Source organism: Aeromonas sp. s10, from assembly GCF_040907975.1.
Taxonomy (GTDB): domain Bacteria; phylum Pseudomonadota; class Gammaproteobacteria; order Enterobacterales; family Aeromonadaceae; genus Aeromonas; species Aeromonas caviae.
Genome location: NZ_JBFOCV010000033.1, coordinates 395,503 through 407,741, shown reverse-complemented (window position 1 = coordinate 407,741; position 12,239 = coordinate 395,503). Strand labels below are relative to the sequence as shown.

The window sequence follows — 12,239 nt, the reverse complement described above, 5'->3', positions numbered from 1 at the left end:
TAGAATACCGGCCTGTCACGCCGGGGGTCGCGGGTTCGAGTCCCGTCCGCTCCGCCACTAAATTGAAAGGCCTTCCCTATCGGGAAGGCCTTTTTGCTTTCTGACATTTACTCAATCCCTCATCCTCAGTGCCAGGTGGCTTGGCCGGGTTATCCTCACCTCCCTACACGACCATCTCCGCCGAATGGCATACACGCTTCATTCGTGGTCACACACATAGACAGTTCAGGGATGACTCAACAATCTGCCTGGCGGAGCAGAAGCCAGTGGCCATTGTTACCTGGAATCAGTCGCCAGGAGCACTCTGGCTGGTTGGCCGCGGCTGATCTGCTGCGTTCTGAGGGCCTAGTGGATGTCGCTGAGTATAGATGAGGGAAGGCGGAGGAAAGGCAACGAGCGCTACTGTGGCTGCCTCTGGTGGGTATACAAACAGGTTATCCGTGATGCAGATGGCGTGATGTGGGCAGGATCGCTCAGGTTGATCCCATTCTCTGATGTGTTGCCGCACAAAAGAAAAGGGGACAGCATCTGCTGTCCCCTCAAGTCATTTCGTCCATTCCCTGAACTGCCATGCTCCCTGCAATCCTTGACGCTATCCTTTCCTTTGGAAATTCCCCTTCCCAATCCGTTGGGGTGTCCTGTGGCCTTCCTAGCCTGGCAATCTGTCCTGATTGCTTCACCCTCTCCTTCCTGGAGGTGTCCATTACCACATCCCGTGGTGTTCCTGCGTCATCCTGACTGATAACCATCCTAGCTATCACGCTTCATCTTGAAGCTGTTCCTGACCGCGTCTTGCGGTGTCCTTTCATCCTTGATGAGCGACAATCCGTGCCACTCAACCTCATCCCGAGGTATCCAACTACCGTATCCTGCGGTTGTCCTGTCGATCCTTGTGATAACCATCCTGGCTATCAACCCCATCCCGAGGTGTTCCTTGCCCACATCCTGCAGGCTATTCCTTGTTTATGCGCTGTTTCTGCATCCTGCCGAATCAGCTCGTCCTTGTGAGACCCATACTAAGGCAATTGCAGGCTCGAACAAGGTGTGCAATCGGATTGAGCTCCGTGACATGTGGTACAGAAATGGGCTTGTGTGGAATATTATCTACGTTTATCAGTCACTTAGATAGTTTCCATGGAAAGCATACCCAGTGCGGGATGGCTTCACGTACGGTTCAACACTGAGGGGTCTTACAGGGGGAATGGCAGATCTCTTACAAGCAGAAATCGGTAGGAAAACGATGGTACAGCCGCTTCAATCAGGGGTGTAAGAGTTCAAAATTAATTGAATACTTATGCTTTAAAAGTAGACAAAAGCCGAGATAAATCTCGGCTTTGTATTGTCTGCTGGTTTCTTTAGCTGACCCTTGTCCCAGGTGTCGGGTAGGCCTTGCGCAGTGATTCGGGTGCAAGCACCTCCAGGTTGCCGCTCATGTTGTTCAGCCAGGAGCGGAACTCGGGCGTATCCTGCACTTCGGTCTCCACCACCACGCTGCGCTTGTCGTAACGGGTCATACGCGGGTTATGTCCCGGGATTTGTCCATCGATCAGGGTCGGGCAGTTGGCATCGATGCGCCCGACGAAGCGGATCGGACCGCTGACGTCCTGATAACCCTGGTCGCGGATCAGCTTCTGGATATTGAAGTCCTTCGGCTGGGTCGCGCTGAAGTTGGTCAACTCCACGTTCTTGATGTGATCGAACGGAATGCCGTAGACCTTGGGATCCAGCTCGGAGAGGGTACAGAGCAGGATGGGGCCATCGGGCTGGTTCAGGATGCCGAGGGGATTGATGCGGTCATAGCAGAGCCAGACAGTACGCTCCTTGATGACACGCTGGATCTCGGCGCTGAACTTGCGGCCACGCCAGAGGGCGTCGCGGATCAGGGTGCTGCGGCGGATCTCCGGATTGCCGGCGAAGGGGCGAGGTGACTGGTGCACGCTCTCCAGCCAGCGCTCGGCCAGTTCGCTCTGGCTGTCGCGGATCACCTGACCAGCCTTGTCGATCAGCGGGTTCAATTCGGTCAGCACGCTTGCCGGCAACAGTTGGCTTGCCTGGTCGCTCCAGGTTTTCAGGGCCACTGCCAGCGAGAGCGGCATGATGTTGGCAAAGTCATTGAGACCATGGCGCTCGAAGCACCAGCCATGAGGCTTGCTGCGCTCATCGGAGGTGAGATCGAACAGTCCCATGCCGGACATCTCTTCCAGGTCCCGTTGCACGGTACGGAGACTGACGTGAATGCCTTCCTCTTCCAGTTTTACCTGGAGTTGGCTGGCGGTCAGCTTGTAAGGGCGGTGCGGGATGCAACGCGCCAAGGTCAGTTGTCGTAACAGCTTCTTACTCATGGTGCATGCCTTCACTGGTTTAGCGTTGAGTGTATCCTAGCCATGGCCTGCGACAGTCTATGTCGCAAGTTTTGCTGCGACAACTGTCGCCATTTTCATACATGAAGAGGCAAGCCATTGATAAATAAAACAAAATAACAAACAAAAGGGGTTGTTTGAGCCCTTTTTTTATTGAAAACAAGCCTTGCGAGGATGCTCGCGACCAGGGTGACAGGAAGGAAATGGAAGCAGTAAGGAGGGGGAGGTGGGAAGGAGGTGAGGGACGGACCCCCACCTCGACACGTCGTTATGCCAGCCAGGACCAGGCTGATTTGGTGATGGCTGCGCCCACCATGTAGCCGAATACTGCGAGAGCGGCCACTCCGGCCACCAGCTTCTGGCCGCGGGCAGGGCGCTTGAGCGCCATGACGCCCAGGCCGATGTAGATCACCAGGGCAATCAACTTGGCCATCAACCAGGGCTGCTGGCCAGGGCTCATCTGCAGGGTCACCGCCAGCAGCACGCCAAACAGCAGCAGGAAGGTGTCGTTGATGTGGGGCAGCACCTTCAACCATTTCTGTTGCAGCCGCCCGCTGCCCGCCAGCGCCAGGCTCCAGCGGTAGAGGAAGAGCAGCAGGCTGACCAGGGCCAGGGTCATGTGAAGGTGTTTGAGCATGGGGTAATAGGCAATCATGTTGCTTCCTTGTCGTTGTCGGGCAGACCGCTGTTCCATTGATGGGCGTGGGTACGCTCCTGTCCTTCCTGATCGTCTTGCAGCAGGTCGGAGAGGATGTCGCGGTATTGCAGGCTCTTGTTGATATAGGTGTGCTCGTCGTCCAGGTAGTTGACCTGTTCCCGCAGCAGTCGGTTGTCATACTGCTTGAACATCTGTCCCGCACGCCAGGCCTGATTGGCCCTGAACCCCAAGAGGGTGAGTGCTTCTACTCCAAGATCCACGGCCGATCCCAGGGTTTCGCGGTGCACGCTGTCTATCCCGTGGCGCAGGATCTCGTGGGCATGGGGTCTGTCCTGGGCACGGGCCAGTATTCTGAGGTGCGGGAAGTGCTTTTTCACCATCTCGATCACTTCGAGGGAGGTGGCCGGGTCATTGAGGGAGAGCACCAGCAGTTTGGCCTTGTGGGCGCCGGCCGCGTGCAGCAGATCGAGTCGGCTGGCATCCCCATAAAACACCTGGTAGCCGTACTTTCGCAGCATCTCTATCTGGCTGGCATCCTGCTCCAGGATGGTGGTGCCAATACCGTGGCCGTGGAGCAGACGCCCCACTATCTGACCGAAGCGACCGAAGCCGGCGATGATGACCGGGTGTTCCACCAGCTCGGGCTGTTCGTGTTCGGGGGTGTCGCTCTGGTTGCGGTAGTCGAACCAGGGCTGGATCACCCGATCGTTGAGGATAAGCAGCAGCGGTGTCAGCGCCATGGAGAGGGCGACGACCAGAGTCAGCAGTGAGATGGTGCTGCCCGGCAGTACCTTGTTCTGGGCGGCGAACGAGAATAACACGAAGGCGAACTCCCCGCCCTGGGCCAGGGCCAGGGCGAAGGTCCAGCGCTGGTTCGGGGAGAGGCGAATGACAAAGCCGAGCCCCATCAGCACCAGCCACTTGAGCACCATCAGACCGATCACCAGTGCCGGGATCAACAGGGGATGGGCGGCAAAGAGGCTGAAGTCGATGCCGGCACCCACCGACATGAAGAAGAGGCCGAGCAGCAGCCCCTTGAACGGCTCTATGTCCGCTTCCAGCTCGTGGCGGTATTCGCTGTCCGCCAGCACCACGCCGGCGAGGAAGGAGCCGAGGGCGGGGGAGAGACCGACGGATTCCATCAGCACGGCGATGGCGATCACCAGCAGCAGGGCGGCAGCGACGAAGATCTCCCGCATGTGGGACTGGGCGATGGCGCGAAACACCGGCCGCATCAGGTAATGGCCACCCAGCACGATGCCGGCGATGGCGGCCACCACCAGCAGGCCGTGCTGCCAGCCTGCCAGCTCCGAACTGCCGCTGCTGGCGACCGGTGCAATGGCCAGCAGCGGCAGGATCGCCAGGATGGGGATGACGGCGATGTCCTGGAACAGCAGCACGGCGAAAGCGGAGCGGCCGCTCTCGCTCTGCATCAGTTTGCGCTCCTGCAGGCTCTGCAGCACGATGGCGGTGGAGGAAAGCGCAAGAATGAGACCGATGGCGAGCCCCTGCTGCCAGGGCAGACCCAAAAGATAACCCACCCCGGTCAGGGCGACACTGGTGAGCAGCACCTGCAGGCCACCGGTGCCGAGGATGGGCCCTTTCAGTTGCCACAACAGGGCCGGGCGCAGCTCCAGACCGACCAGAAACAGCATCAGCACCACCCCGAACTCGGCGAAGTGCATCACGTCTTTCTGCTCGCCCACCAGACCAAGCAGGAAGGGACCTATGATGATCCCCGCCAGCAGGTAGCCAAGGACGGAGCCCAGCCCCCACCGCTTGGCCAGCGGGACGGCGATCACCGCCGCCGAGAGGTAGATCAGGGCATCAAACAGCAATCCATGTCCCATCAGCGGCTCCTCCTTAACATGATGAATGCCGGTGAGGGCTGGCCGGGCCTGCGCCCGGATCGAGTGTGTGTCATGGGAGTACCCCCAGCAGATCGCGCAGATAGGGGCTCTCGGCCAGCTGGGCCGGGGTCAGCTGTTCGTCACGCAGGGCGCACAGCAGTTGGCGATAGTCCTGGCCGCAGCGGCGCAGCGCCTCGGGATCCTCGAGCTTGTGGAAAGAGTGCAGCACGAAAGGGGGCAGCCAGCGCATGCCGCACAGCTGTGCGGTCTGCTGGAAGGGGAGCAGGAAGTCGAGCAGCGGGCGCTGGTTGTAGCCGGCGCGGCAGTAGGATTCAGGGCCGCCCCCCGTGGTGATGGCGCTGAGCCACTGCTTGCCGTTGAGGGCATGGGCCTCGGGGCCGTAGGCATAGCCGTACTCCAGCACCAGGTCCATCCACTCTTTCATGATGGCCGGGCAGGAGTACCAGTAGAAGGGGTGCTGGAAAACGATGATGTCGTGCTCCGCCAGCAGGGCCTGTTCCCGTTTCACGTTGATGAACATGTCCGGATAGCGCTGGTAGAGATCGTGCAGGGTGATCCCCTCCAGCCCCTCGATGGCGTGCAGCAGTTGTTTGTTGGCCCGGGAACTCTGCAGCGCCGGGTGTGAAAAGATGACCAGAATGCGTTTCATGGGATTCCTGAAGAGGGTCTGCTGCCGGCACATGCGACAGACTGTGAGCTGAAACGTTATCAAGAAGCTCCCTGGCCCGCCAGTTCCGGGATCAGTGCGCGCAGCGCCGGATTCAGGGTCTGGTGGGCGGGGTAGCAGAGGCCGATGCGGCGGAACATCCGGGGGCCGCTCACGGGCAGGGTGCACAGGCCCGCTTCGTCCTCCACCAGCCCGTCGGGCAGGAAGCTGATGCCCACTCCGGCCAGCACCAGCGCCATCACTAGCCCCTTGCTCTCGGCCTTGGCCACCAGATTGAGGGTGAGCCGGTCACAGGCCAGCAGGCCTATGGTTTGCTGATGGGCTTCGCAGGGGGGACACTCAATGAAATCATGGTGTTGCAACTCAGCCAGCTCGATACGCGCCCTGCCCGCAAGAGGGTGTCCCCTGGGAACGCACAGCACGTACTCCTCTTCCCAGAGCGGCAGGAAGATCTCGTCCTCCCGGCGCAGGGCATCCAGGGTCAGCCGGCAGTCGGCCGGGGTGCCGTAATCGGAGAGGGTGAGATCCAGCTCGGGCAGCACCCCCTGCACCCGCCGAAGCAATCCCGCCAGCCGACGGCGGCTGAGGTCGGGCATGATGGCCATGTTGAGTCTCGCACGCGTCGCCTTCTGGCGAAACAGGGTCGGCAGGCGACGCGCCTCTTCCACCAGCTTGACGGCGTGGGGATAGAGATAGTGGGCCGGATCCTTCGCTTCCACCCCCTTCTTGCCCCGGATGAAGAGGCTGTCCCCCAGGCTCTCTTCGAGCTGGCGAAGGCCGGCGGAGAGGGAGGGTTGGCTCACGTGGCAGCGGGCTGCCGCCGCCGTGATGTTCTTCTCTTCATAGATGGCGATGAAGAAGCGCAGCAATCTCAGGTCCAGCATGGGGATACCATAGTTAATTCAGATGATAACCAGCGGAAAACTATATTTATCGCCGATGGATGTAGCGACTATAGTGACTGGGTCCCGTGCTGGCCAGCCCTTGTTTGACGCCCATTTCAACGCATCAGAAGGAAAACTCCATGTCCAAGTCCCTCGTGGTGATCACCGGCGCGTCCGCCGGGATCGGTGCCGCCATTGCCCGCGCCTTCTCCACCGCCGGCCATCCGCTGCTGTTGCTGGCCCGCCGGGTCGAGCCCATGCAGGCGCTGAACCTGCCCGATACCCTCTGCATCGGGGTCGATGTCACCGACACCGCCGCCATGAAGGCCGCCGTGGCGCAGGCGGAGGCGCAATTCGGCCCGGTGGGATGTCTGGTCAACAATGCCGGCGTCATGCTGCTGGGACAGGCCGACGTGCAGGATCCCGCCGAGTGGCAGCAGATGCTCAACATCAACGTGATGGGGGTTCTGAATGGCGTGCATGCGGTACTGGCCGGCATGAAGGCCCGCCGCAGCGGCACCATCATCAACATCAGCTCCATCGCCGGTCGCAAGACCTTCCCGAACCATGCCGCTTACTGCGCCACCAAGTTCGCCGTCCACGCCCTGACCGAGAACATCCGGGAAGAGGTGGCCGATGTCGGCGTGCGGATGGTGACCATCGCTCCGGGCGCGGTGGAGACCGAGTTGCTCAGCCACACCACGGACGAGAGCATCAAGGCGGGCTATCACGACTGGAAGGATCAGATGGGAGGCGTCATTGCACCCGAGGTGATCGCCGACGCCGTGCTCTACGCCTGGCTCCAGCCGGCCAACGTCTGCGTGCGGGAGATCGTGCTGGCGGCCACCCGCCAGCAACCCTGATGCAGACGGGGGAGGGGTTGACCCTCCCCCTGGGCCAAGGGTTACCATAGGCCCTCTTTCGTCATTGAGTCGTCTCATGGTCCTGACCCGTCGCCAACTCGCTCGCGCCCGCCGCTGGCTCCCCCTGTGGAGTCTGGTGCTGGTGCTGATGTCGTTTGGCAGCCGTGCGGCCGCCGATCTCTGTACCCTGACGCCCCATTGCAGCCAGAGCGAGCGTACCCTGGAAAAAGCCATGCCCTGCGGCAGCTTCACCTCGGCGCTCGCCATGACGGTGCTCACCAGCGACAGCCTGACGGTTGCCCGGCTTGAGCCCGACAGGCCGACATTCCTCTCTCCCTCTCTGTTCATGCCGGAGGCGCCCCTGGAGCGTCTCGAGCGTCCGCCCCGTCACCACGGCTGAGTCGAGTTTCCCTTTCCGGGCATTTCTTCTTAACCGAGGTGAGATATGTACAAGTCCCTGTTACTGGCCGTGCTGGCCGGTACCGTCAGTTTTTCTGCTCTGGCAACCGGGCAGATGACCGTCTACAAGTCCCAGTATTGCGGTTGCTGCAAGACCTGGATCAAGCACATGGAAGAGAACGGCTTTGAGGTCAAGGTCGTGGAAACCGAGCAGCTTGACCCGATCAAGCAGCAGCATGGCATCACCCCGCAGCTGGCCTCCTGCCACACCGGGGTGGTGAACGGCTATGTGGTGGAGGGGCATGTGCCTGCTGCCGACGTGCAAAAGCTGCTCAAGGAAAAACCGGCGATCCGCGGTCTGACCATTCCGGGGATGCCCCAGAGTGCGCCGGGCATGGATATTCCAGGTCAGCCCTATCAGGTGCTGAGCATCAGTGACGAGGGCGCGACCAAAGTCTGGTCGAGCTACCCCGGCTGATGGATGCTGACCGTGAGCAGACACACTTCCATCATGTGAGGCACACCTGAGCGAACCCGTGTCGCCCACGGTCAGGGAGGAGGGCCGCCATCGCGAGATGGCGGCCCTTTTTCGTCGATTTGGGGGGTAATGTCCGGGGAGCCCTTGCAACCCCGGGCGACAAGGGGCAGATTGATCGCCAATTTTTATTTTCTCAGGGACGCTTTTCCCGCTGCCTGCCGGTGTGCCGTCTGGATGCGTGCAGCACCAGCGGGAGGGGCTGCCCTGTGACAGCGCAAAGGATGCGACATGTTCACCTTTTCCCGGGGGTTGCTGCTGGCTTGCCTGCTTGCTGCGCCCTGTTCCCATGCCAACGAAGAGTCCGCCATGCCTACACGCGATACTTCCACCCAGCCTGTCATTGTCCCCCCGGTGGCTGCCAAGCACCCCCATACCCTGAAAAAACACGGGGACACGCGCGTCGACAACTACTACTGGCTGCGTGACGACGAGCGGCAGAAGCCCGAGGTGCTGGACTATCTCAAGGCCGAGAATGCCTACACCGAGGCCATGCTCGCACCGATCAAGCCGCTGCGCGAGCAGCTCTACAAGGAGATGGTGGCCCGTATTCCCCAGCAGGACGAGTCTGTCCCCTATGTGAAGAACGGCTACCGCTATCAGACCCGTTACGAGCCGGGCAAGGAGTACGCCATCTACTCCCGCAGCAAGGTGGAAGGGGACGGGGCGCCCGCCCTGCTGCTGGATGGCAACCAGCGCGCCGAAGGCCACGAGTTCTATGCCCTGGGGGCGCTCGAGGTGAGCCGCAACAACCGCTGGCTGGCGGTGGCGGAAGATTATCTCTCCCGCCGTCAATACAGGATCCAGTTCCTCGATCTGGAGAGCGGCGCCTGGGCCGCCGACACCCTCGAGAACACCTCCGGCAACCTGGTGTGGGCCAACGACAGCAAGACGGTCTTCTACGTGCGCAAGCACCCCAAGACCCTGCTGCCCTACCAGGTCTATCGCCACGAGCTGGGCACGGATCCCGCGAAGGATACCCTGGTCTACGAGGAGAAGGACGACTCCTTCTATGTGAGCCTCTACGCCACCACCTCGGAAGATTTCATCGTCATCTCCCTCTCCAGCACCACCACCAGCGAGGCGCGCCTCATTGATGCCAATGTGCCGGGCCAGACGCCACGCCTGTTCCTACCCCGCCAGGTGGATCACGAATACAGCCTGGATCACTACCGCGGTCGCTTCTATGTGCGCTCCAACAAGGACGGCAAGAACTTCGGCCTCTATGAGACCAAGGAGAGTCCGGTGGATCGCTGGAAGGCGGTGATCGCCCCCAATCCGGACGTGCTGCTGGAGAGCTATGCCCTGTTCAGGGACTGGCTGGTGCTGGAGGAGCGCAGCCAGGGGTTGACCCGGTTGCGTCAGGTCAACTGGCAGAGCGGCGAACAGAAGGAGATCGCCTTCGACGATCCCGCCTATGTCACCTGGCTTGCCTACAACCCGGAGCCGGACACCAGCGCCCTGCGCTATGGCTACTCCTCCATGACCACGCCGTCCTCCACCTATGAGCTCGACATGGACAGCGGCAAGCGGACTCTGCTCAAGCAGCAGCCGGTGGCAGGCTTCGTGCCTGCGCAATATGCCAGCGAGCGGCTCTGGATCACCGCCCGTGACGGCGTAGCCGTGCCGGTGTCGCTGGTCTATCGCAAGGACAAGTTCAAGAAGGCAGGGGGTGGTGCAGGCACCAATCCCCTGCTGGTCTACGGCTATGGCTCCTACGGCGCCAGCATGGACCCGGACTTCAGCAGCTCACGCCTGAGCCTGCTGGACCGGGGCTTCGTCTACGCCATCGCCCATATCCGGGGTGGCGAGGAGCTGGGCCGCACCTGGTATGAAGAGGGCAAGCTGCTCAAGAAGCAGAACACCTTCAACGACTTCATCGACGTGACCGAGGCGTTGGTGGCGCAAGGCTACGGCGCCAGGGATCAGGTCTATGCCATGGGAGGCAGCGCCGGCGGCCTGCTGATGGGGGCCGTCATCAACCAAGCGCCCCAGCTCTATCGCGGCGTGGTGGCCCAGGTGCCCTTCGTCGACGTGGTCACCACCATGCTGGACGAGTCCATTCCCCTCACCACAGGGGAGTATGACGAGTGGGGCAACCCGAACAAGAAGCGCTACTACGACTACATGAAGGCCTACAGCCCCTACGATCAGGTCAAGGCCCAGGCCTACCCGAATCTGCTGGTGACCACGGGGCTGCACGACTCCCAGGTGCAGTACTGGGAGCCGGCCAAGTGGGTGGCCAAGCTGCGTGAGCTGAAGACGGACGACAACCAGTTGCTGCTCAGCACCGACATGGAGGCCGGTCATGGCGGCAAGTCGGGCCGTTTCAAGGCCTATGAGGACATCGCCCTGGAGTTCGCCTTCATTCTGGAGCTGGCTGGCAGCAAGGCGTGATGGCCGGGCCCAAATGAAATCAGCTTGTTACCAAACCCCGTTCCGGCAGCCCCGGATCGGGGTTTTTGCATCTTGGCGACAAAAGCGTCATTAACGTCGTGTTTATGCTGTTCAGTATGCATTTCGCGATATAACGGACCAGGTATCTAATCCTTGCCAGTCAAGGGTTGCGAAAGAATCTGGGCGTGCTTTTTATTGCTTCCCTTTGATAGTTCATGTAATTAATCTGCCCTTGAGAAATGAATGATCCGCTTCAAACTTCTCGCTATTTAAATCCGCCATTTTGCTGTTTTGTTTGATTTATGTTGGTGTTATGTGCTTAATCGGAGCGTTAATGCTTTTGAACTGACCCGTTTCTGGTCAGATCACCTCCGATCGGCATGACGCTGATTATCTCACCGCAGGATGATGGTGGCTTTTGGAAGGGCCGTGCTGCTCGACCATTTCCTCGTACGAGGTCGTATAGGCGAACCCAGTCTTGATGCGGGTCTGTCTCATATTCTCCCGGGAAACGGGTGAAATAAATCAATGAAAAGGATGAAGAACATGAAAGGATTATCCTTGGCGTGCGCCTTGTCGGCGGCTCTGGTCGGTGTGTCGTTTGGTGGTCCGGTGCAAGCGCAGGAGCGCTTCGTGACCATAGGCACCGGCGGTCAGACCGGCGTCTACTACGTGGCGGGCCAGTCCATCTGCCGCTTCCTCAACCGCGGCGCCGCCGATCACCAGATCAAGTGCAACGCCCCGGCCAGTGGCGGCGGTGTTGCCAACGTCAACGGCATCCGCTCCGGCGAATTCAACTTCGGCATCATGCAGTCCGACCACCAGTACAAGGCGATGAAGGGCGTCGAGCCGTTCAAGGCCGAAGGTCCGATGGATGACATCCGCGCCGTCTTCTCCCTGCAGAGCGAAGTGTTCACCATCCTGGCCCGCAAGGACGCCAAGGTAGCCAGCTTCGACGACCTGAAGGGCAAGCGCGTCAACATCGGCAACCCGGGTTCCGGTCAGCGTGACACCTTTGAAGAGATCATGGCCGTGAAGGGCTGGGACAAATCCGCCTTCAGCCTGGTTTCCGAACTGAAACCCGCCGAGCAGGCCTCTGCCCTGGGTGACAACAACATCGATGCCATGAGCTACTTCGTCGGCCACCCGAACGGCGCCATCCAGGAAGCCTCCACCACCACGGACACCGTGCTGGTGCCGGTCACCGGCCCCGAAATCGACAAGCTGCTGGCCGAGAAGAGCTACTACAGCAAGGCCGAGATCCCGGGTGGTCTCTACAAGGGCAGCCCGAACCCGACTCCGTCCATCGGTGGCAAGGCGGTGCTCTCCACCAGCGCCAAGGCTGACCCGGAAATGGTCTACCAGCTGGTCAAGTCCGTGTTCGACAACCTGGACCGTTTCAAGCGCCTGCACCCGGCCTTCGCGGATCTGAAGGAAGCCGACATGATCAAGGTGGGTCTCTCCGCTCCGCTGCATGAAGGCGCTGTGCGTTACTACAAGGAACGTGGCTGGATGTAATCCGGCTGCGTCTTCGGATGTGCCCCGGACTCGCTCCTCCTTCGGGGGAGCGAGTCTCATTTATTGCAGTACCTACAGAGTCACACT

The 12,239-nt window shown here is 60.6% G+C and carries 10 protein-coding genes; 5 read left to right on the top strand and 5 right to left on the bottom strand.

Annotated elements, in window-relative coordinates:
• Window positions 1-1,355: 1,355 nt before the first annotated feature.
• The 5 genes from AB5Y59_RS11070 to AB5Y59_RS11050 form a co-directional block, all read right to left on the bottom strand.
• Complete coding sequence (locus AB5Y59_RS11070; protein ID WP_029313511.1) at window positions 1,356-2,342, bottom strand: YafY family protein; 987 nt, start codon at window positions 2,340-2,342, stop codon at window positions 1,356-1,358.
• A 286-nt stretch (window positions 2,343-2,628) separates the two neighbouring features.
• Window positions 2,629-3,015: a SirB2 family protein gene (locus AB5Y59_RS11065; protein ID WP_039040394.1), complete on the bottom strand. Its 387-nt coding sequence runs from the start codon at window positions 3,013-3,015 to the stop codon at window positions 2,629-2,631.
• Window positions 3,012-4,868: a monovalent cation:proton antiporter-2 (CPA2) family protein gene (locus AB5Y59_RS11060; RefSeq protein ID WP_010672573.1), complete on the bottom strand. Its 1,857-nt coding sequence runs from the start codon at window positions 4,866-4,868 to the stop codon at window positions 3,012-3,014. The genes AB5Y59_RS11065 and AB5Y59_RS11060 overlap by 4 nt, the downstream gene beginning before the upstream one ends.
• Before the next feature lie 70 nt (window positions 4,869-4,938).
• A complete protein-coding gene (locus AB5Y59_RS11055; protein WP_039040395.1) occupies window positions 4,939-5,538 on the bottom strand; it encodes an NAD(P)H-dependent oxidoreductase in 600 nt (199 codons plus the stop codon).
• A 59-nt stretch (window positions 5,539-5,597) separates the two neighbouring features.
• A complete protein-coding gene (locus AB5Y59_RS11050; RefSeq protein ID WP_041212185.1) occupies window positions 5,598-6,440 on the bottom strand; it encodes a LysR family transcriptional regulator in 843 nt (280 codons plus the stop codon).
• 140 nt (window positions 6,441-6,580) lie between these two features.
• Between AB5Y59_RS11050 and AB5Y59_RS11045 the strand changes: the two genes are divergently transcribed.
• The 5 genes from AB5Y59_RS11045 to AB5Y59_RS11025 all read left to right on the top strand — a co-directional run bounded on the left by AB5Y59_RS11045 (window position 6,581) and on the right by AB5Y59_RS11025 (window position 12,152).
• Window positions 6,581-7,303: an SDR family oxidoreductase gene (locus tag AB5Y59_RS11045; RefSeq protein ID WP_221436178.1), complete on the top strand. Its 723-nt coding sequence runs from the start codon at window positions 6,581-6,583 to the stop codon at window positions 7,301-7,303.
• A gap of 76 nt (window positions 7,304-7,379) precedes the next feature.
• A complete protein-coding gene (locus AB5Y59_RS11040) occupies window positions 7,380-7,703 on the top strand; it encodes a hypothetical protein (RefSeq protein ID WP_048208852.1) in 324 nt (107 codons plus the stop codon).
• Window positions 7,704-7,748: 45 nt separating this feature from the next.
• Window positions 7,749-8,180 carry a DUF411 domain-containing protein gene (locus AB5Y59_RS11035; RefSeq protein WP_010672577.1) on the top strand — a complete coding sequence of 144 codons (432 nt, stop codon included), beginning with the start codon at window positions 7,749-7,751 and terminating at the stop codon, window positions 8,178-8,180.
• Between the two features lie 288 nt (window positions 8,181-8,468).
• The gene (locus AB5Y59_RS11030) at window positions 8,469-10,634 is read left to right on the top strand and encodes a S9 family peptidase (protein ID WP_323953588.1); all 2,166 of its coding nucleotides are present in this window, start codon (window positions 8,469-8,471) and stop codon (window positions 10,632-10,634) included.
• A gap of 546 nt (window positions 10,635-11,180) precedes the next feature.
• A complete protein-coding gene (locus AB5Y59_RS11025; protein ID WP_368211981.1) occupies window positions 11,181-12,152 on the top strand; it encodes a TAXI family TRAP transporter solute-binding subunit in 972 nt (323 codons plus the stop codon).
• The last annotated feature ends 87 nt before the right edge of the window (window positions 12,153-12,239 follow it).